16 protein-coding genes are annotated in these 22,548 nt (G+C 42.1%); 6 read left to right on the forward strand and 10 right to left on the reverse strand.

Translation table 11 applies throughout. The annotated features are described in order from the left end of the window. Window positions 1-414 precede the first annotated feature (414 nt). The 3 genes from AC1F2U_RS24610 to ptsP all read left to right on the forward strand — a co-directional run bounded on the left by AC1F2U_RS24610 (window position 415) and on the right by ptsP (window position 8,814). Window positions 415-4,521: a beta strand repeat-containing protein gene (locus AC1F2U_RS24610; protein ID WP_480263469.1), complete on the forward strand. Its 4,107-nt coding sequence runs from the start codon at window positions 415-417 to the stop codon at window positions 4,519-4,521. A 310-nt stretch (window positions 4,522-4,831) separates the two neighbouring features. Then, entirely contained in the window at window positions 4,832-6,031 is a 1,200-nt protein-coding gene (locus AC1F2U_RS24615) for a hypothetical protein (protein ID WP_480263470.1), read from the forward strand. Window positions 6,032-6,297: 266 nt separating this feature from the next. Next, window positions 6,298-8,814 (forward strand): phosphoenolpyruvate--protein phosphotransferase, encoded by a 2,517-nt coding sequence (gene ptsP, locus AC1F2U_RS24620; protein ID WP_480263471.1) that lies wholly within the window; start codon window positions 6,298-6,300, stop codon window positions 8,812-8,814. 136 nt (window positions 8,815-8,950) lie between these two features. Here ptsP and AC1F2U_RS24625 read toward each other — a convergent pair whose 3' ends face one another. Further along, window positions 8,951-9,151 carry a hypothetical protein gene (locus AC1F2U_RS24625; RefSeq protein ID WP_480263472.1) on the reverse strand — a complete coding sequence of 67 codons (201 nt, stop codon included), beginning with the start codon at window positions 9,149-9,151 and terminating at the stop codon, window positions 8,951-8,953. Window positions 9,152-9,412: 261 nt separating this feature from the next. After that, on the reverse strand, window positions 9,413-9,802 hold the full coding sequence (locus AC1F2U_RS24630) for a hypothetical protein (RefSeq protein WP_480263473.1): 390 nt from the start codon (window positions 9,800-9,802) through the stop codon (window positions 9,413-9,415). 286 nt (window positions 9,803-10,088) lie between these two features. On the opposite strand from AC1F2U_RS24630, the gene AC1F2U_RS24635 reads away from it, so the two are divergent. Then, entirely contained in the window at window positions 10,089-11,318 is a 1,230-nt protein-coding gene (locus tag AC1F2U_RS24635; RefSeq protein WP_480263474.1) for a DUF4336 domain-containing protein, read from the forward strand. A gap of 212 nt (window positions 11,319-11,530) precedes the next feature. On the opposite strand, the gene AC1F2U_RS24640 is transcribed toward AC1F2U_RS24635, so the two are convergent. The 7 genes from AC1F2U_RS24640 to AC1F2U_RS24670 all read right to left on the reverse strand — a co-directional run bounded on the left by AC1F2U_RS24640 (window position 11,531) and on the right by AC1F2U_RS24670 (window position 18,802). Continuing rightward, the gene (locus AC1F2U_RS24640) at window positions 11,531-12,454 is read right to left on the reverse strand and encodes a manganese catalase family protein (RefSeq protein WP_480263475.1); all 924 of its coding nucleotides are present in this window, start codon (window positions 12,452-12,454) and stop codon (window positions 11,531-11,533) included. A gap of 370 nt (window positions 12,455-12,824) precedes the next feature. Then, window positions 12,825-13,034: a hypothetical protein gene (locus AC1F2U_RS24645; RefSeq protein WP_480263476.1), complete on the reverse strand. Its 210-nt coding sequence runs from the start codon at window positions 13,032-13,034 to the stop codon at window positions 12,825-12,827. 105 nt (window positions 13,035-13,139) lie between these two features. Further along, window positions 13,140-14,477: a GTPase family protein gene (locus AC1F2U_RS24650; protein WP_480263477.1), complete on the reverse strand. Its 1,338-nt coding sequence runs from the start codon at window positions 14,475-14,477 to the stop codon at window positions 13,140-13,142. 67 nt (window positions 14,478-14,544) lie between these two features. Next, window positions 14,545-14,757 (reverse strand): hypothetical protein, encoded by a 213-nt coding sequence (locus AC1F2U_RS24655; protein ID WP_480263490.1) that lies wholly within the window; start codon window positions 14,755-14,757, stop codon window positions 14,545-14,547. Window positions 14,758-14,906: 149 nt separating this feature from the next. Then, entirely contained in the window at window positions 14,907-15,170 is a 264-nt protein-coding gene (locus AC1F2U_RS24660; RefSeq protein ID WP_480263478.1) for an addiction module protein, read from the reverse strand. 31 nt (window positions 15,171-15,201) lie between these two features. Then, window positions 15,202-17,820: a hybrid sensor histidine kinase/response regulator gene (locus AC1F2U_RS24665; RefSeq protein WP_480263491.1), complete on the reverse strand. Its 2,619-nt coding sequence runs from the start codon at window positions 17,818-17,820 to the stop codon at window positions 15,202-15,204. A 283-nt stretch (window positions 17,821-18,103) separates the two neighbouring features. Next, window positions 18,104-18,802 carry a rhomboid family intramembrane serine protease gene (locus tag AC1F2U_RS24670; RefSeq protein ID WP_480263479.1) on the reverse strand — a complete coding sequence of 233 codons (699 nt, stop codon included), beginning with the start codon at window positions 18,800-18,802 and terminating at the stop codon, window positions 18,104-18,106. Window positions 18,803-18,976: 174 nt separating this feature from the next. Between AC1F2U_RS24670 and AC1F2U_RS24675 the strand changes: the two genes are divergently transcribed. After that, window positions 18,977-21,106 carry a tetratricopeptide repeat protein gene (locus AC1F2U_RS24675; protein ID WP_480263480.1) on the forward strand — a complete coding sequence of 710 codons (2,130 nt, stop codon included), beginning with the start codon at window positions 18,977-18,979 and terminating at the stop codon, window positions 21,104-21,106. Window positions 21,107-21,216: 110 nt separating this feature from the next. On the opposite strand, the gene AC1F2U_RS24680 is transcribed toward AC1F2U_RS24675, so the two are convergent. Next, window positions 21,217-22,008 (reverse strand): ion transporter, encoded by a 792-nt coding sequence (locus AC1F2U_RS24680; protein ID WP_334844704.1) that lies wholly within the window; start codon window positions 22,006-22,008, stop codon window positions 21,217-21,219. Between the two features lie 88 nt (window positions 22,009-22,096). Between AC1F2U_RS24680 and AC1F2U_RS24685 the strand changes: the two genes are divergently transcribed. After that, complete coding sequence (locus tag AC1F2U_RS24685) at window positions 22,097-22,522, forward strand: nucleoside deaminase (RefSeq protein ID WP_480263481.1); 426 nt, start codon at window positions 22,097-22,099, stop codon at window positions 22,520-22,522. The last annotated feature ends 26 nt before the right edge of the window (window positions 22,523-22,548 follow it).

The raw sequence follows: 22,548 nt of genomic DNA on the forward strand, positions 1-22,548 counted from the left end.
TCAAAATCTTTTTCCCGATTAAAAGTCAATTGTTGATTATTTTTATCTTCTAGTAAGACTTAGGCGCTGGCAAAAGAATAAATATTAAGGATGAATTTTAGGCATTGAAGCTGAATTTTTTGGTACTTAAAAGAGTAATTGTTACTCAAAAAGGATGATAAAAAACCTGAAATGACCAGTTCTCGCAAATTCACACGCTAATTAATTTGTACAGTGTTTAAGACTTAAATAGTTTGAGATAAAAAAGTATACGTAAAAACCTTGAAATTGGGGAAATTTTTGATAAATTTACTGTTTTTCAAGGGTGACGTATAAAGTATGTAGATTTCGGTGGATTTTTGCGCCCTTAAATACCACAATCTGCAAATTGACAACTGAAATTACTGAAAAAAATGATTTAGAAAGGTAAAAATTATGGCAAATATCATTGGAACTAACGGTGATAATATCCTAGAGGGTACTTATAATGAAGCGGATACCATTAAGGGTCTTGCAGGCAACGATACCATATATCCTAACGGTGGTAAAGACACTTTAAGTGGGGGAAGCGGCAATGATAAATTCGTCTACTACTACTACAACTACAACTACAACAATAACAATACTGCGATCGTCACCGATTTTGGTGGTGTAGGTAAAGGGACAAACCCGACAGCAGCAGTCATTGCCGAAGTGGATACCCTAGAATTCCAGGGCACTGGTGCCATAGCCCAAAATTTGTTGTTGACCCAAAAAGGCAACAATTTGGAAATCAGCTTTGCAGGGGATGCTTATATAACGAGGTTTTTTGATCCCCCAGTTATCCTGCAAAACTTTGCTTTGGAAAACCTGGATAACCTCAGCAAATCTACAGGTGCTACTGTAGACTTGGGCAATATCTTATTTGATGGAGAAACTAGCACTATAGATAGCTTTGATGTCTTCAATGCTAACTCCACTCAAAGCACTATCTTCAACTTGAATACAGTCACTTTTCTTAACGACCTCAACAATAATGTTAGCGGCTTTGATAACTCAAATGATGTCATCAATGGTCAGGGCGGGGATGACCTCATTGACGGCTTAAGTGGCAACGACATACTCAGAGGTGGTGCGGGTAATGACTTCCTCGTTGGTGGTGTGGGGAATGATACTCTCGTTGGTGGTGTGGGGAATGACTCCCTCACAGGCAATGATACTCTCGTTGGTGGTGCGGGCAATGATATCTTGAATGTCGAATTTTCAACAGGTGATAACACCCTCAACGGTGGCGTTGGTGACGATGTTTTGAATGCTGGGGCAACATCTGGCAATAACTTACTCTCTGGGGGCGATGGCAATGATTATCTCTCTACCTCTAACGTTTATAGTAGCGTCAGCGGATACATTTATTACCCCTCCTCAAGTAATAACACCCTCAATGGTGGCGCTGGTGACGATACCTTGAATGCTGATTCTCCATCAGGCAATAACTTGCTCTCTGGAGACGATGGCAATGATTATCTCTCCACCTCCGGCATTTATACTTATAGGTCGGAGCCTAATTTTAGTTCATCAGGCAATAATACCCTTGATGGTGGTACTGGTGACGATACATTACGTGCTGAGATTTCGACAGGGAATAACTTACTCTCTGGGGGAGATGGCAATGATTTTCTTGACATTTCTGGCTATGTCACTCCCTTCGACAATTTTTTAACCTCCTCAGGCAATAACACCCTCAATGGTGGTGGTGGTGACGATACATTGCGTGCTGAGTATTCAACAAGCAATAACTTCTTCTCTGGGGGCGATGGCAATGATTCTTTCTATTTAAAGACGACATCCCCAGAGACTGCTTCCTCTGATTTAACAACTCAAACGGTAGATGGAGGTATAGGTGACGATTTGTTATCTGTCGATTATACGTTAGCTACAGAAGGGATTACAACGACATTCAATGCTACTACTAACATTGGAGAAGTTACAGCGGGTACTTATCGGGTTAGCTACAAGGATATAGAAGGATTAAATATCTCAGGTACTATCTACGATGACAACATTGTGGGGAGCAATGGGAATGATACCCTCTCTGGGGGGTATGGTGGCAAAGATACAATCGATGGGGGAGCAGGTGACGATCTGTTGTCCGTTGATTACACCTACAGCAATCCTACAGGGGGGATCGCAACAACATTCAATGCCACTACAAACAAGGGAGTAATTACGGCAGGCACAAATCAGGTTAACTACAAGAATATCGAACGATTAAATATCTCAGGTACAGTTTACGACGACAAGATTGTTGGCAATAGTGGCAACGATACACTCTCAACAGGCAATAGTGGCAAAGATACGATAGATGGGGGTGAGGGTGACGATGTATTGTCTGTTGATTACATCTCCAATGTCAATATTACCAAGGGGATCGCAACGACATTCAATGCCGCTACTAACACTGGCTCAATTACGGTGGCCACAAATCGGGTTAACTACAAGAACATCGAACGATTAAATATCTTAGGCACAGCTTACGACGATAACATTCTGGGGAACAGTGGGAACGATACGCTCTCCGGGAGCAATGGCAAAGATACGATTATTGGCGGTGCAGGTAATGATATCTTGGCAGGTGGGAGTGGTGAGGACACCCTAACTGGTGGCACGGGCAATGATAAATTTGTTTATGACTTGAGCAACAGCTACGATGACGGCACTAATACTGATATTATCACCGATTTCGGTGGCGTAGGTAAAGGTTCAAATCCCTCAGCAACCGTGGTTGACTCCTTAGACACCTTGCAATTTACAGGTCGTATCTTCTTCACTGCTCCAAATCTGCAATTAACTCAAAATGGTAACAACTTAGAAATTACCTTTGAAGGTTTCGGTAATGACAGCAAAGTTCTTTTGCAAAACTTCAAGTTAGAAAACCTGGATAATCTGCCAGCAACTTCTTCACGACCAGCTATTGGCAATATCCTGTTTAATGGACAAACCAGCATCAGCGACAGTTTTGATGTGTTTGATGCTGATTCCACTCAAACTACTGTGTTCAACAGGAACACTGTTACTTTCCTGAATGACCTGGATAACAACATTACGGGTTTTGACAACTCTAATGATGTCATCAATGGTCAGGGGGGTGACGACATCATCGACGGCTTGAGTGGTAATGACCTGCTCAGAGGTGGTGCGGGAAATAACACCTTAGAAGGAGGTATTGGTGACGATAGCTTGAGTGCTATCAGTTCAACAGGCGATAACCTGCTCTTTGGGGGCGATGGTAATGATTCTCTTGATATCTCTGGCAGCATATTCAGCGACACAGTTAATAACAGATTCGGCAATTTCGACTCTCGCTCATTAGGCAATAACACTCTCAATGGAGGTACAGGTAACGATACTTTGAGTGCTAGCGGTTCAAAAGGTGATAACCTACTCTCTGGGGGCGATGGTAATGATTCCCTTGATATTTCTGGCAGCTACAGCAACAATTATGGCTACGCCTCCGACTCTCGCTCATTAGGCAATAATACTCTCAACGGAGGTGTCGGTAACGATGCATTGCGTGCTGGTGGTTCAAAAGGTAATAACCTGCTCTTTGGGGGTGATGGCAATGATTCTCTTGACATATTTGGCAACTACAGCAACAATTCTGGCCAGTACTCCGACTCTCGCTCATTAGGCAATAACACTCTTAATGGAGGTGTAGGTGACGACACCTTGAGTGCTGGTGGTTCAACAGGTGATAACTTGCTCTCTGGAGGTGATGGCAATGATTCGCTTGACATTTCTGGCGACTACTCCTATTATGCCTCCTCCGACTACTCCGACTCTCGCCCGTCTGGTAATAATACTTTAGAAGGAGGCGCTGGTGACGATCGCTTGAGCTTTAGCAATTCAACAGGCGATAACCTTCTGTCTGGGGGCGATGGCAATGATTCCTTCAATCTAATCACTAATTCCGTAGATACTGACCTGTCTGATTTAGTGACTCAAACGGTAGATGGGGGTAATGGTGACGATTCGTTGTTCACCATTTACAACTATAGTGCTGGGGGAATTACTTCGACGTTCAATGCCACTACTAATAATGGCTCAATTACGGTGGGCTTGTATCGAGTTAATTACAACAATATCGAACAATTAAATATCTCAGGTACGAGCTATGATGACAATATTGTTGGCAGCAATGGTAATGATATCCTTTTTGGTGCAGACGGTAATGACAGCCTAATTGGAGGTGATGGGACTGATACCTTTGGTTTCTATAATTACAATGGGGGTGTTGACACTATTTATGACTTCAACGCCACTAATGAATTAATTCAGGTATATGCTCCTGGTTTTAGTGGCGGGTTATCAAAAGGTTCACTTGAGACAAGTCAGTTTACCATTGGAACATCTGCAACGACAACCAATCAACGATTTATCTACGATTTTGATACAGGTGCATTGTTCTTTGACCAGGACGGCAGTGCATCTGGGTTTACTCAGGTAAAATTTACACAACTATCTGCTGGCCTGTCACTAACTGAAAAGAATTTTGTGCTTGTTTAATTGTAATTAGATTCTCTAATCGTTAAGCGAGACGGGTTGCGAGGTGCTTACAAAAGCACCTTGCAAACGATAGTGCTCAATGCAATTACTGTTAACAAAGAGTAGATGTTGGGTTTTGTTTCTCAACTTTCGATATGAGTCTGGATGGTTTGCAGGTGTTATTGGCTAAATTGGATTATGTCTGCGTTTTTAATTTTAATCGCATATAGTGAATACCGTCATGGGTAGGCTAGCAAAAACCGCAGACATCGTAACTGATTAACCTTAAAGTAGTAACAACAACTTTTTGTGGAATTGCGATCGCAAGACGATGAATGTTCTAATCAATTTACTGCTTTTTCTTCTGCCGATTCTGAGTAGCCTGTGGATTGCCCAAACTTTCAACCCTCTATCTTCTTATCAGCCTCTCCAAACTGTAGACGGTGCAGCTTTATATAAAAAACAATTAACGAATGGTAACGAAGCATATTTACAAGTTATTAATATCCGCAAAATGCATATAGACCAAATTACCGGAGAGATAGATAATATGGGTCTAAATGAAGGTAAGTATTATAAAGGAGAAGGTGGACATTACAGCCCTTTTTTCCAAAATAAGTTGTTTTCTGAAGTTACGGATGAATATAAAAAACTTTACGCAAGCAACGTTTTTTCGATGATTAATTGTTCTTTTTTTGAGCAATATCAATCTAGTACTCAATTATCCTTTCCAATTAAACTCAATGGTGTAGTCATCACTGGTGGCAGTAGTCCTTATGGCCCAATCAAGGAACCAAAAGATAAATATTATCGTAATATTCGCCTCAAGACTTTAGTCTGGGATGATAAACAGGCATATATTACCGATTACAACCAAGCTAGCGGTGCGCCTCTTAACCAAAAAGCAGTGAAGAATGCGATTGTCACTTACCGATATAGCGATCATCCGGCGAGAGTATTAGCCCAAAACCAAGCGAATAAATATCAAGTCATCGGTACTCTAAACAAGGATGGTGTTAAAGGTGACGAGTTGTTATTGATTATGACGGTGAACCAAGCAACTCTGGATGAGGCAGCCGATTTATTACGTAAATTAGGAGTCAAAAGCGATATCATTACCGTTGACGGCGGCAGATCGACTTATTTGTTCAATTCCCAAAAGGGAAACATTATTGTTCCCCAACTGTCTAATCTGCAAGAAAATCCTACTTTCCGACACCTACCTCATTATCTGGGATTCCGTAAGAAAAGCACAAATCAGATTGCGCCAAAAATCTCGATCGCTCAACCAGATGGTAAAGTACTTCCAAAGAAAGATCAGCCTTTTTTAATATTGTGGCGGGATAATTTTGACGGCGATGTCTCGATTAAGTTGTACGATGGGAACAAACTTATCCAAAACATTTCTTCCCGTACTGCTAGCGATGGAGTTTATGAGTGGACACCACGTATTTCCGTAACAGAAGGCTATTTTATTCGTATCTCTAGCTGGAAAGACCGGAATATTTTCGGGCAGTTGCAATTGTATTGAAGGAGGCAGGAGGCAGGAGGTAGGAAAAACCCAGACGCAATGCGTGGGATTGAAGCAAGGATGCTTTGTATGTATCGGGATTTTCCGTTAAATACAATTCTTCTTTTTAAACTGCGGCTCTAGATCCAGGACTGAATTTTTGATTCATAATTCTTTCCTCCTGCCTCCTGCCTCCTGCCCTCTGCCTCCTCTGATTTTAGCGGTGCGGAATGGGAAAATGAAATGGATAACTAGCTAAACGCAAACCTCTCAACAAGGTTGACGGTGTGGCCGCGATCGCAATTGTTATCGTTTCTCACAGTAAACAACTAGCTTTGGGTGTGCGGGAACTCGCCGCGCAAATGGTTCAAGGCCAAGTTTCCATTGCTGTTGCAGCAGGTATTGAAGATCCGGAAAATCCATTGGGTACAGATCCGATTCAGGTTTATGAGGCGATCGCTTCTGTTTTTTCTGATGATGGTGTCTTGGTGTTAATGGATTTGGGTAGTGCTTTGCTGAGTGCGGAAATGGCAATCGAGTTTTTGCCAGAAGCACAGCAGGAGAAAGTGTATTTGTGTGAAGCACCTCTAGTAGAAGGCGCGATCGCTGCTGTAGTCGCGGCGGCAGCTGGTAGAGATATTCACCAAGTGATGGCGGAAGCACGCGGCGCACTCTTAGCAAAAGCAACTCAATTGGGTGTAGTTAGTAGGGCGTTGTCAGTTGTCACCCCAACAACAACCAATATAGAATCGCCAACGCGAGAAATCCGGCTGATTGTGAGCAATCGCTTAGGATTACACGCCCGCCCCGCCGCCCAGTTTGTAGCAACGGCAACCCGGTTTCAATCCCAAATTCTGGTACGGAATTTAACGAGAAATACTGAGCTAGTTAGGGGTGACAGTATTAACCAAGTCACAACTTTGGGGGTGCGTCAAGGACACGAACTGCTGATCGCTGCCACTGGTTCTGATGCAGATGAGGCGCTAGCGGCATTACAGGCATTATTCGCCAATAACTTTGGTGAAGATAATGTTGCCTTGAATTCTCCACCAGCATTTCACCATGAAGTTACACCAACAACTCACGGCGAACTTTCGGGGATTGCAGCTTCTCCAGGAGTAGCGATCGCACCTGTTGTTCGTTATCAACCCACTCACATCCAAATTACGGAATACCACGTAGACGATCCTGATGCAGAGTGGCAGCGATTACAAGCAGCGATTAATACTGCCCGACAAGAAATTCAAGCCGTTTTCTCACAAGCATCTCTGCAAATTGGTGATGCTGAAGCCGCCATCTTTGATGCCCAATTACTATTTTTAGAAGATCCAGTACTGTTGTCAGCGGCTCATCAGCGCATTTTAGATAACCATATAAATGCTGAAGCCGCTTGGCAAGCTGTAGTCGATGAAGTAGCGACTTCCTACCGCGCACTTGAGGATTCTTATCTGCAAGAGCGAGTTGACGATGTTGTAGATGTCGGGCGAAGAGTGCTGCGATTACTCGCTGGGAATGCTGCGGCTAACTTGCATCTGGAGTCACCAGCGATTTTGGTGGCGACTGATTTAACCCCCTCAGATACGGCTGGACTAGATCCGACAAAGGTGTTGGGTATTTGTACAACTTCTGGTAGTGCAACTTCCCACAGTGCCATTATCGCCCGGACATTGGGTATTCCGGCAGTTTTGGGAGTGGATGCCCAGGTGTTGCACTTGGCAGATGGCACAATGATGGCACTTGATGGTGAAAGTGGCAGAGCTTGGGTAGAACCAGAATCAGACATCTTGGATTTACTCGCAGCAAAGCAAGAAGCTTGGCAAACTGCCCAACAGGAAGCACGAGCTACGGCACATCAGCCAGCGATTACTCGTGATGGTCGGCAAATTAGCGTCTTCGCCAATATTGGTAGTATAAATGATGTGCAAGTTGCTGTGGCTAGCGGTGCAGAAGGTGTGGGACTACTCCGCACTGAATTTCTGTATTTAGACCGAACTAGCGCCCCGACTGAAGAAGAACAATTATTAGTGTATCAGGCGATCGCTCAAGTTTTAGATAATCGTCCGCTAATTATTCGTACTCTCGATGTCGGTGGTGATAAGCCACTTCCCTATATTAAAGTAGGCTTCCCAGAAGCTAACCCTTTTTTAGGTTGGCGGGGAATTCGTTTCTGTTTAGATCGTCCAGAACTCTTCAAAACTCAGTTACGGGCAATTTTGAGAGCTAGTGTCCGACACCAAATTAAAATCATGTTGCCGATGATTGCTACTGTAACTGAAGTACGCGCAGCTAAGGTAATTTTGGGCGAAGCGCAGGCTGAACTAAATCAAGCTGGTATTGCATTTGATCCAGCGATGAAAGTAGGAATTATGGTAGAGGTTCCCTCAGCAGTAGCGATCGCCGATCGGTTAGCTGCTGAAGTAGACTTCTTTAGTATCGGGACTAACGATCTGAGTCAGTATGTCATGGCTAGCGATCGCACTAATCCCCGCGTGGCAAATTTGGTTGATGCACTACATCCAGCCGTGTTGCGAATGGTGCAGGAAACTGTCCAAGCTGCGCATAGGGCGGGGATTTCGGTAGGATTATGTGGAGAATTGGCAGCAGATACTTTAGCAACACCAATTTTATTGGGTTTAGGGCTGGATGAGTTGAGCGTAAATCCTCAAAGTATACCTGGAGTGAAGCAGGCGATCGCTAGGTTTTGTATAGTTGAAAGTGAAGCGATCGCGGCATCAGCATTACAACAAGATTCCGCAGAGCATGTTAGAGAACTAATCTCAACTTCAATTACTCCCCCTGCATAATTAGTTATGCTAACCACAGTCAAGTCGCTTCGCTCCAATTAAAAATTAAAAAAAAGGTCAATACACCCTACCCCCAGCCCCTGCTGAAGAGCCTACGGTGTACATACAAGTACCTAAAAACCTAGCTTGATGAGGCTTAACTCATTCTTATACAAAGCATGAGAACGAGAGAAATACCATTGTTAGTCGATGCAATGCCATTGTTAGTCGATGCGATGCCATTGTTAGTCGATGCAATACCATTGTCAGTCGATGCGATGCCATTGTTAGTCGATGCAATACCATTGTCAGTCGATGCGATGCCATTGTTAGTCGATGCGATGCCATTGTCAGTCAATGCAATACCATTGTCAGTCTATACAATGCCATTGCAGGTCACAAGAAACTTGTGTGTACACCGTAGCCCGAAGAGCGGGGAGGGGAGACAAAGCATAGCTTTGGCGGGGGTGGGGTTCTTCAGGTTTAATATCATGTCCGACTAATTAGTTATAATTCCTAAATCTATGCAGAAAGCCCAAAAACTCCTCCCCTCTGCACCTCTGCTCCTCTGCGCCTCTGCGGTCTTAATGATAAGTCTTTAACCGGACATGATATTAAGTTAAAATCTTATTCCCAGTTGCCCGTTAAAGCCACGAATAGTATTGTAACCAGCACCAACAAAAACGTTATTAGTAGCACTTACCTGAACGCCACCTGAAACTGCAACGCCTTTATCCTCCGAATAAAGTCCAATTCCTACATAAGGTGAAATTACTGGCAAATTGATAAATTTTAAAACATCTACTCCCGTAGCACCATCAGCGCCAGTTCCCACTTCAACCCCGAAATTCAAAGCCCTAGCTCCGACAGCATAAGTTACATCGCCATCTTTTCCACCGACTGAAACCCAAGGTTGCGGTATCAGTTGAGCCGATGCTTGACTTGGAGCAAACAAAGTTAACAAACCTATAGATGTAATTAATGTTTTAGCAATAATCGCTATTTTCACGATGTTCTCCGATTAATTGTTTTTAGGACTGATACCAATCCTTTATGAGGACGCATAAAAAGAATCCCAGTGCCGTAACATCTCCTTTTGGTAATACCATTTGCAAAAAAACCTACAGATGCAAAGCTGGAAATCCAGATTAAATATAACCCCTCTTAATTACGAATTACTAATTACGTAGGTTACTTCTTACCTTTGGCCAGTATTGCGAATTACAAATTGGTATTATTATCTCAACAATTTGCTAAAAACAATTTGAGTATTGGGAATTTGGAGGGGTTGCAGAGTGGCTGATGAACGCATAGTCAATACACAACAGATTTATCCAAAGGATTTTTCCTGGGGATTATGGCCTGTTGTGCCACTCTACCCCTACGGTAGACGGCAGACAATTCGTCAAGAAGTGCTTAAGGACACAATCTGGAATTTTGACCAGATTCAAGGCATTTTCTACGTTGTTGTCCCGATTCGCATGACTGTTGTGAAGTTGGAAACCGGGGGCCTTCTCGTCTATGCGCCTGTTGCACCAACGCCCGAATGTATGAGACTTGTGAATGAGTTGGTGGCGAAATATGGCAGCATTAAGTACATCATTCTGCCAACTATCTCTGGTATAGAACACAAAGTTTTCGTTGGCCCCTTCGCCAGATACTTTCCGACTGCACAGGTGTTTGTGGCTCCCCATCAGTGGAGTTTCCCGCTAAATCTTCCCCTTAGCTGGCTTGGCTTACCCCCAAAACGAACTCAAGTACTTCCAGAAGATAGTAGCAAAACACCCTTTGCTGACGAGTTTGATTATGCAATGCTGGGCCCCATCGGTCTTGGCCCTGGTAGGTTTGCGGAAGTTGCTTTTTTCCACAAGCGATCGCATACTCTTTTAGTAACGGATTCTGTACTTTCGATTCCAGAAGATCCACCTGCGATCGTTCTATTAGATTCATATCCCTTATTATTTCATGCCAAGGATTATGCTTCTGATATTGTTGCAGATAGTCAGGTAAATCGCCGTAAGGGTTGGCAGCGCATCTGTCTGTTTGCTTTGTACTTTCAACCAAAGGCATTGGATATACGCCGATGGGGTCAGGTATTGCAAGATGCCTTGAAAGCACCAGAACGCTCAAGAAAAGCTTATTTTGGATTGTATCCCTTTAAATGGCAGTCAGATTGGCAGCGATCGTTTAATGCCCTACGAGGTGATGGGCGTTTATTTATCGCACCAATTTTACAAACACTAATTCTCAACCGCGCACCGAAGGAAACCATTGACTGGGCTGATAAAGTTGCAAGTTGGGACTTTGAGTGGATAATTCCCTGCCACTTTGATTCGCCGATTAAAGCTAAACCGCATCAGTTTCGCCAAGCTTTCTCTTTTTTGGAAAAGCAGCCTACTTTCAGCGGGGGTTTGTTCAGTAGTAGCAGCTATCCTTTACCGGAGGAAGATTTTAAAACACTTAGGGAAATCGATGCAGGTTTAAATAAGTTTGGCATTGTGCCAGCAGCAAAGGAGAAAGTGTAGGAGAGACGATATAGCGCAATACAGTTGAGAATGAGCAACAAAACCCTGATGATGTAGAGACGCGATTTATCGCATCTTGAAAGACTGAACCGTATTGCAATATAGCACTCTCCTTTGGATGCAGGTAACACAGCTAGCTAGCTGTGCTACCAAAGCTATGTATCTGTATCAGATGTTTCGTGGAATGGTATAAGTGCTGGAAATATGATTAGCTAACCGATAGTCCTGCGGTCAATCAAAGAAGATGCACTCGAACCGTCGCCTTTGCCTTCTGTTTGTCCAACTTTTGGCGTACCATGCAGTCGGGGATCGGGCTGAGGTGGTTCCGGTTCTGGGCCTAGTGGTTGGGGATTTTTCACATACTCGAATTCGCCTTTGCCATCCATTGAGGGGCCTTTTGCCCAACGACCTTCGGCGCTTTCGGTTCCTTCTGAGTGATTCCAGAACTGATAAGAGAACTCGCGTTTCTCCAAATCCAACGGGAAGGAACTGGGAACCGGAGTGGTTTCCATTCCAGAACTTTCTAAATCTTCAATGGTTGCTAGCCACAGGTTTTGGTGCATCGTATCACGAGCGATCATAAAGCTCAAGGTATCTTTCACTCCTGGATCGTCCGTCATCTCATACAGTCGCACTGCTTGCAAACGTCCCTGACTTTCTGCGTGGAGATTAGACCGGAAATCTGCCAACAGGTTGCCACTGGAGACAATAAAACGACCATTCCAAGGATAGCCGACGCTATCAGATGGTGTTGCACCCAAACCAGAGACAATGGCGTGTTGGGGGTTCATCGCTGCCGCCATAATTACATCCCGTGGGTTACTACCGCCCATCACAGCACCCACAACCGCATCTTTGACGCTTTCTTCTTGCATTTTGAGCGGCGCTTTATCTAGAAGATGGGCAATCATCGTTGCCAACATCTCAATATGACCGATTTCTTCAGTCCCAACATCTAGCAGCATATCCCGGTACTTGGCAGGGCCTCGACAGTTCCAGCCCTGAAACAGATACTGCATCATCACGGTCATTTCACCAAAAGTGCCGCCGATGAGTTCTTGAATTTTCATTGCATAAACCGCATCTGGTTTTTCTGGCGGCTTAAAATACTGGAGTTTCTTAGTGTGATAAAACATTTGAATTCCTCGTTAATTGCAGAGACTGCTTACACAAAATCAAAGAGTCGCCAAACTTTTATCCGATATTTGTGTAGCCTCTCCTTATCTAGGAAACTAGTCAAATGTTTTATCTTCATCAGCCTCTAGTCGGATAAAAAAAATACTTTTAAATAAGTATTTCGACTAGTTTTTTTTATTTATAGTTATGTCTAGGAATGGATTCATATTAAGTCCACTTGCTTACAATCACTCAACGCATCACCCCACCCTAACCCTGCCCGTATGTATTGGCTACGGTGTACACACAAGTCTGAAATAGCTGATTAACCAAGGTTTTACCCCACCCTAACTCTCCCCTTATAAAGGCTACCGTGTATACACAAATCTTTTAAAGTTGCTGCGTAACGTTGGGTGGGTTAATTTTTGTAGGGCGATGCAACAAACGTGCGGGGCGATGCAACAAACGTGCGGGGCGATGCAACAAACGTGCAGGGCGATGTAACAAACGTGCGGGGCGATACAACAAACGTGCAGGGCGATGCAACAAACGTGCGGGGCGATACAACAAACGTGCAGATGAAGCGACTTGTGTATACACCGTAGCCTTATAAAGGGGAGGTTGTTTCCCCCCAATATATCGGGGGGATTAAGGGGGGTAAGAGATAAGAGAACTGCTGTATTTATATTTAATTTCACCAGATGTCTAATAGCGTTTAATTCCCTTAAACCGTTCTTGCGCTGCTTTAAATGCTTCTTGCATCACCAATTGAATTTTTTGGGGATCGGGTTTCTTACCTCCCATTAGATCGCCAAAGTAAACGCAGGCTGCTTCGCCTAGTGCCCAAGTATAGGCGGCTGCCCAAGAAGCGGCGATCGCACTCCCAAAACCTGGTATAAATTTAATTAACTCTCGGGCAATTGCCTGTGCAAAAAAACCACCTGCGATCGCACTCACAACGCCTCCTGCCTGAGATGGAGTAACTGTTTGCCCATATAATTTACCTAACAGTCCCACCATTGATCCTTGCAAAGCAGTGAGTACGGGCATTGTGGCAAATGGTAGAGGTACGGCAGCAAGAGTTGCAGACATGATCGCAAATGGCAAAATATAACGGCGTGCAGTATCTCGGTAAAGGTTGCCAATTTGCTTCCCAACTTCTTCTCGATCTAATAGCTGATAAATCGCTTGGGCTTCTGCTTGTGGGAGTAGTTCTGCTAAGGAATCTCGCAGTGCTTCTAAGCCATAAAATACTTGAGTGTAGCCATCTTCTTCTAAGGTAAAGTCAATCAGTACAGAGCGATCGCTTATTCCTGCAAAGGCTTGTTGGATTGCGACAAATGCGCGGTTGACTTCCTGATAATCTGGCGGATAGGTGGGATGATCGACGGTATCGCCAGGATAAACTTCGTGTAAGCAGGTAACTACCAGCAGACAGGGAATGTCTGGATACTTCTGGCGCAGTTGTTGAGCAATTTGTCGTAGGGTATCAGTTGCAAAATCATTAATTTTAACCGTCAAAAGTAGGATTCTGGCGGAACGAGTTTCCTGTTGTAAATCGCCAACTAACTCCTGAATAATTTTTTGAGTATCTTGTTTGACATCACCCAGTCCCACTGTATCAGTAAAAATTAGTAGCGGCAGGTCATTGGAAGGATAGGCATAGCGCTGGGTGTGTTGCGTGTGTGGGCGAAATCCTTGACCGACAATTTCACCAGAAACTCCCGTCAATCCCCGCACAATAGAACTTTTTCCGGCTTGGGGTTTACCAATTAAGAGGGCTTCTGTGGTTGGCAGTTCGGCTCGGATTTTCTCTAAAATCTCTGCAACCTGAGTATCGCTCACACTAAACCATTCCACAACTGTCTGTGCCAGTTGTTCTACGGGTAGGTGTTGTGTTAGACGTGTTGTTGCTTTGTTCCACGCACCAGCAATCTGATTTTTCCAGGAATTATCGGCCGACTTGGTAATCGTTTTGTCGGCCGGTTCGCTCAATTGCTGAGAATCAGTTGATGGTAAATCAGCATCACGTTGCTCAGTCATTTTCATCCAAACCTAGAAGACCCTTTTTGTCATCTTATAGCGATTTTCAAAGGGATAACTAGTACCTTTAGTAGTGTTCCTGAGTATGAGCGATCGCGTTTTGGCTGACAATGCGATTGTTTCGACTGATAATGCGATTGCATCGGCTGACAATGCCATTGTTTTGGCTAACAATGCGATTGTTCCGACTAACAATGCGATTGCATCGACTAACAATGCGATTGTTTCGACTGACAATGCGATTGTTTCGACTAACAATGGCATTGTTTTGGCTGACAATGCGATTGACCTCTCAAGACGCGATAAATCGCGTCTCTACAATCTGGATTTTGTTGCTCATTCTGAACTGTATTGTCGCAAAATTTGCCCTCATCCCCCAACCCATTCTCCGTATTCACTCAATGCTGCTGGATGTAAAGACGTATTTCATTACTCCAAAAGTTGTCTTACTCTAGCTAACGCTTTCTCTCCAGAAATGGGTGAAACTGCACCGCTACGAACTTCATCTCTACACTTTTTGGCTTCATCTGTCCACAGTATTTGAAGTGTTTCGTCTACATCAAATTCAAGACTTTCAACCAGCTTTTCTGCCAACAATGTTCTCGCTGCACTGGGCAAAGTTAAGGCTTCTTTCACGATCTGCTCAACAGAAGTTTTTCTCCAACCAAACACTCCGTATGTACCAAAAAACAATGACTAATGACCAATGACCAATGACTAATGACTACTTTATCAAATCAGCGATCGCCTTTACCAATACATCTGGATCTACTGGTTTGGAGATATGCATTTGAAATCCTGCGGCTAATGCTTGCTGCTGATTCATTTCCCCTGCATAAGCTGTCAGAGCGATCGCTGGTACGTTTCCTCCTTGTTCAGGGGATCGCGATCGCACTTCACGCATCAGCATATAACCGTCTGTTTTTGGCATTCCAATATCGCTAATTAAAACATCTGGTATCGACTCAGATAGCGCTTCTAGTGCTTCCTGTGCTGATGACACGGCGGTTACTTCTACACCGTAGTCTTGCAAAATAAAGGTAACTAAATCGCGGATATCTGGTTCATCGTCCACTACCAAAACTTGAGTGTCCGCAAGCAGCGAGGATTCCGGCTCCGAATATGAAGACTGATTCTCATCACCCCAAACGTGTTCGCTTCTAAGCAAAAGCGGTAACTCGACAGTGAAGCTTGCACCCAATCCTTCTCCAAGGCTTTCGGCTTGAACATTTCCCCCATGCATTTCTACAACCTTACGCACGATCGCTAGTCCTAAACCTAGTCCACCAAATGTGCGTGTACTTGTGCCATCAGCTTGACGAAAGTAATCGAACACATAAGGCAAAAAGTCTAGGCTAATTCCCTTACCTGTATCGCTGACCTGAATTTGAGCCTGATTACCAACTTCCATGAGTCGAACTTCTACCCGTCCTCCTGTTGGTGTAAATTTTACTGCATTAGAAAGCAAGTTCCACACAATTTGTTGCAGCCGATTTGGGTCGCCCATCACTTGTCCCAAACTGGCATCAAATACGGTCTGAATTTGAATTGATTTGGCTTGTGCTGCTAGTTTTACTGTTTCTAGCGCTGCTTCAACTACCATTACCAAGCTGACAGGACAGATATTCAAGTTTAATTTTCCTTGGAGAATGCGCGATACATCCAACAAATCTTCAATTAGCTGGGTTTGTAACTTGGCGTTGCGTTCAATGGTTTCTAAGGCGTGATGAGTAGTTTTTTCATCAAACTTGCGAGTCCGCAGCATTTTCGACCATCCCAGAATAGAGTTGAGTGGGGTTCGCAGTTCATGGGAGAGAACCGCCAGAAATTCATCTTTAATTTTGTTGGCGATTTCTGCTTGTTGTCGTGCTGTCCTTTCGCAGCCGAGTAGGCGATGGCATTCTTTTTCAGCCAATTTGCGCTTGGTGATGTCGAGTACAAAAGCAACACCATGTTCTTGGGAATCATTTAGCAAAGCTATCCCCAAAACAATCGCTACTCGCTTGCCGTTGCGCTGGATGTACTCTTTCTCATAAATTTTGGAAACTCCAGTGGTTTGCACCTCCAAAAGGGCGCGATCGTCTAAATCCTGATACTCAACAGGAGTAAGTTCTTTCCAATTAATTCTGCCTAAAGTAGCAAACTCATCACGAGTGTAGCCAGCTAGTTGGAGAAAGGCATCATTGGCATCAATCACAAAGCCATGCACATTCCAAAAAGCAACCCCAATCAAGTTAGATTCAAACAAACGCCGAAACCGTGCTTCACTTTCACGTAAAATTTTTTCTGCCCGTTTGTGTTCGGTAATATCGCGAGAAACAGTAATTACGCCTTCAATAGTTTGGTCAACATTCCGTAATGGTGTGAGAATATATTCATAATAATGTAGGCTATCACGATTAATATATTTACACTCATCTTTAATCGGTTGCCCAGTTTTCATCACAGCAAGTCGTTGATTCTCTATCTGGGTTATTAGGTCGGTGGGTAAATCCATTTCTGGCAAACTTTTGCCGATAATATCTTGGGGATTTAAATCTAGTATAGTTGCTCCATCACGGCTGACATACTGATAACAACCTTGGCGATTAAAGATGTAAATATGATCGACTGAGGCGGTGAGGATGGCATTTAAAACATTTGCCTGTTCTTGAACTTGTGTTGTGAGTTCGCGAGTACTTTCTTTTGCCTGCTTACACACAGTAGTTTCCATACAAACGCCGATCATTCGCACCGCTTGCCCTTGAGCGTTATAGATAAATTTTCCGTTAGCAGAAATCCAATGTGTACTTTGGTCTGAGCGAACTATGCGAAATTCATCATTGTAGTCAGTCTTTTGTGCTAAAGCGTGGGCGATCGCTTGCATTACCGATTGGCTATCTTCAGGATGAACGCATTTTTTAAACGTCTCATAAGGGCTGTCAAAACTACTTGGGAGTAGACCAAAAAGCAGTTCATAATTTTCAGACCAAATGACTTTATTGGTAACAATATTCCAATCCCACAAGCCCATCTGGGATACTTCTAGAGTTAACCTCAGCCGTTCTTCACTCTCCTTGAGAAATACTTCTAGCTGCTGTCGCGCCGCAATTTCTTGTTGGAGTTGCTCTAAAATTACTGCTACCTCTGTAGGCAGATTGGCATATACAGATGTTTCCTTAATTTCAATAGAAGGATTTTCTGCTTCTACTGGCAGCTTTCTTTTTAGTTCTGTTAATTGTTCTTCAAGTGCTGCTTGCCTTTGTTGATAAAATATCTCTGATTGCTCTAACTCAGCTAACCGCTGCCGCAAAACTGCTAATTCATCAGTAAGTTTAAAGTTAATTTTCTCAACATTTTGCATATTGTACACCGCTAATATTTAACAATATCGGCTTGAAGAGGAGGTATTTTCTAGTACCGCAAGGTGGAATTAAAAATTAAAAATTAAAAATTAATCCAGCGTAAAGTTCGATTAATTATGCTTTATTAAGCAAAAACAATTTATGTATTTCAGCCAAAAGGTATATATGAGTTTCGATAACTGTAGGGTAAGCACTGCCAAAAATATCAAAATTGGGCTTTGTGACATCAATCAGTTAATAGTACCCACCCTACAAATAATAGCCAGATAGTTAAATTAAAATTTATTTCTTCAATCGGATGAAAGCTGCACCAATTAATAGTGCCACAACCTGCCCTAAGAAGACAACACCCGATTGATTTACGCCAACAGGAGGAATATTTAAACTGCCGATACCATAAAATAATTGTTGTACAAACCACCAAAATATACAGAAAAAGGCTGGTAGTTGGATAGGAATATATAAGATTATTAGCGGCAAAACAGTGTCAATTTTAGCTTTAGGAAACTTCATAACGTATACTCCTAAAATAGCTGCGATCGCACCATTTGACCCAATTAATGGAACTGTCAAACTCGGTTCAAGCAGAATTTGTATTACACCTGTCACTACACCAGCAGCCAGATAAAATCCTAGATAGCGTCTGTGTCCTAGAAGATTTTCTACAGTTTTCCCAAAAACCCACAAAAATAGTAGATTTCCTAATATTTGACTAAAACTGCCGTGCAGAAATATGCTAAAAAATAGGGTAAATACCCGCCAAATGACAACTATCCAAGCAGCAGAGTTGAAAAAGAGAGCATTGGTAACTGCTCCACTAATCTGCGCTGGAATCATACCCCAAGTATTGACAAAATAACCTAATTGACCGCTAAACTCTAGTTGAAGTTCCCATAAAAATACAGCCAGGTTAATGGCAATCAACCAGTAATTAATAATTGGTTTTTTTCGACAAGGAATGTTATCACTAATAGGAATCATATATATTTGTCATTAGTCATTTGTCATTGGTCGTTAGTTATTAGTTTTCTATTTCTGCTCCTCTGCTCCTCTGCCCCTCTGCCCCTCTGCTCCCCACTCCTTCACTCCATCACTCCTTCTTAACCTGTGGCAAGATTGAAATCAGATCGCATTGCACTTAACTAGGCAAACAAGATGCTAGGAAACACACTTGTAGGAAGATACCAAATTATTAGTAACTTGGGAGGTGGGGGTTTTGGTGAAACTTTTGTGGCTTGCGATACCCAATTACCTGGTTCACCTCTATGTGTTGTTAAGAAACTCAAACCCCAAGCAAGCGATCCGGTAACTTTGGAAACAGCTAGGCGTTTATTTGATACGGAAGCACAAGTTCTGTATAAATTAGGAACTCACGATCGCATTCCCCAACTTTTAGCTTACTTTGAGGAAAATGCCGAATTCTATCTTGTACAGGAATTGATCGAAGGTCATGACCTGAGTAAAGAATTAACATCAGGTAAAATCCTCAGTCAAGAAGAAGTCATTTCACTTTTACAAGAACTTTTGACAATCTTAGAATTTGTCCATCAACAGAATGTAATTCATCGTGATGTCAATCCCCACAATATTCTGAGACGCCAACCAGATGGCAAACTAATTTTAATTGATTTTGGTGCAGTTAAACAAATTGCAACTCAAGTTATTACTCCCCAAGGTCAAACTTTAGCAACAGTAGCTATCGGTACGCCTGGATATATTCCTGGCGAACAAGCTCATGGTACGCCAAAATTAAGCAGTGATATCTATGCTGCGGGAATAATTGCTATTCAAGCTCTCACTGGATTATCACCAGAAGAAATAGTAAAAGATGCTGATACTAATGAAATTATCTGGCACGATAAAGCCACGGTAACACCAGAATTTTCTCAATTCTTAGATAGAATGGTGTGCTACGACTTTCGGCAACGCTATCCTTCGGCAACGGTGGCATTACAAGCGCTGAAAGAGTTAAGACAACCACCTGTTCAGACAATAGCGTTAACTCCTCCTTCTTCACCAAAAAATATCAACAAACCTGAACCAAAAAAAGGTATTTTAGGTAAAATTTTACTAACAATATTTTTCTTTGCTGTTGGCGGAGTAGCATCAATATTTATTTGGAATTACATTAATTCAAATAATGCTATAGAATTATCTAAACAAGGAAATACATTTTTTGATTTGCAACGCTATCCAGACGCGCTAGAAGTATATGAAAAAGCCGTTAATCTTAGACCAGATTATGCTCAAGCTTGGAATGGTCAAGGTAAAACGCTAAATAAATTAAGAAAATACAAAGACGCATTAGTGGCGTATGACAAAGCAATTCAAATTCAGCCAGATTATTTAGATGCTTGGATTGGACGTGGTACTGTCTTAGGAAATTTACAGCGATATCAAGAAGCGATCGCCTCTTTTGACAAAGCCTTAGAATTAAAGAATGACAACTCAGAAGTCTGGAATGCTAGGGGTGAAGCTTTCAGTAATTTAAACCAATATGACCAGGCAATTAAGTCTTATGAAAAGGCAATTGAACTCAAACCAGATAATTACGAAGCTTGGTATAAAAAAGGATTAGCTTTGCAGAATTCTAGGCAATATGAAGAAGCGATCGCAGCCTATCAAAAAGTCGTTGATTTAAAACCAGATTACGAGCAAGCCTGGTATAATTTAGGGAATGCATTAGTTAATTTAAAACGCTATCAAGATGCATTTGCAGCTTATGATAAATCGGTGCAATATCAGCCAAATTATTACCAAGCTTGGTTATCTAGAGGTAATATATTACTGAATTTACAGCGTTATCCAGAAGCGATTGAATCTTTTAATCAAGTAATTAAATACAACCCCAGAAGCTATCAAGCATGGTATAATTTGGGATGGTCGCTGCATCAAAACCAACGCTATGAAGAAGCAATAAAGGCTTATAGTAAAGCGGCGACAATTAAGCAAAATAACTATCAACTTTGGTATAATTTGGGGAATTCACAATACATATTGCAGAAATACGAAGATGCGATCGCGTCTTATAATAAGGCAGTTCGTTATAAAGTAGACCATTCCGAAAGCTGGTATAGTAGAGGCAATGCTCTATTAAATTTAAAACGATATCAAGATGCGATCGCTTCTTACGATCGAGCAATAAAATACAAGCCTAATTACCAACAAGCAATAGACGGCCGCAATCAAGCCCAAATTCAACTGCAAGGCGCAAAAGCAAAGCCTGTAATCGTACCAATCCTTCCATTTCCTAATTCCACTAATCCACCGCAGACGACACCCTAAACTGAACATCAAGGGAGATATCCTATAAGAGTTAAAAAGAATGGAGAGATGTAGCACTGCTACATCTCTCCAAGGATTATGGATAATGCATATTTAATTTAACCAGATGTTTAATCAATCCTGCGACTAGGTAACTTAGTCCCGCATCTCTGACAAAATCCAGCATTTACATCATGGAAAGCTAAACCACAACCTGAACAAACTATTTCTACCTGATTAGCAGTTTTCACCACTTGTTTAATTAAATCCCCCACTTGCCAAGGAATCAGTGCGATTCCGGTAAAAATCATCAATACTGTTAGCAAGCGCCCTAATTCCGAAATTGGAATAACATCACCAAATCCTACAGTTGTCATTGTGACAACAGAGAAGTAAAATGCATCCAAAAATGTACCGTAATTTTCTGGATTAACCGGATGCTCGACTTGATAAATTAAGCCAGAGTAAATAAAAACAATTGCAAATAATGTAAATAATATTCGCGCAAAAATCATTCCATCTTCACTGCTGATACTAGCGAATAAAAACTTTCTATCTATAAATCTAATTAATCGTAAAATCCGAAACCATCGTAATAGGCGGATAAAGCTAATATCTACCATACCTAGAAAAAACGGCAGAATCGCCATTAAGTCAATAATCGAATAAAAGCTAAAAATATACTTAATTTTGTTTTCCGCACTCCACAGGCGAAGCAAATATTCCACAGCGAAGATGATGACGATCGCAGTATCAGCTACATTTAACTGAAACCGCATATAATCAGGAATATTATATGTTTCTGCCACAAAAATTCCTGATGATATTAGCACCAAAGAGGCAAGGGTTAAATTTATCGCTTTACCTATTGGTGTTTCTAGGTCTTCTAAGTAAAATTCTGTTTCTTGTCTGCTCAGTAACATATTCGACCATTAATACATCTTAATTCCCAGTTATAACATTAGAAATACGATATTATTAACCATTATCCTTATGTTAACCTCAGCTTATATGAACCCAGAATCTTTTATGCATTTAGCATTGGCAGAAGCAAAAAAAGGCGATGCACCCTACGGTGCAGTGATTGTTAAAGAGAACGAAGTCGTTGCCGTAGCTCATAATACTGTGAGGAAAGACAACGATCCATCAGCTCATGCAGAAATCAATGCTATTCGTAGTTTAACAGCTAAACTGAAAAACCCCTCTTTAGAAGGCTATAGCATATATACAACTGGCGAACCTTGTCCAATGTGTGCAACTGCTTGTGTTTGGAGTGGTTTATCAGAGATTGTATATGGTGCTTCAATTCAAGATTTAATTTCAGTAAATCAATCACAAATTAATATATCTTGCGAAGAGGTAATCGATAAGTCATTTAGGAAAATAAAAGTCGCAAAAAACGTTTTAAGAAATGAATGTTTGGAATTATTTAAATAAGCTATCAAAAAAATTATTTTTAGAGT

The organism is Nostoc sp. LEGE 12454, assembly GCF_056620565.1.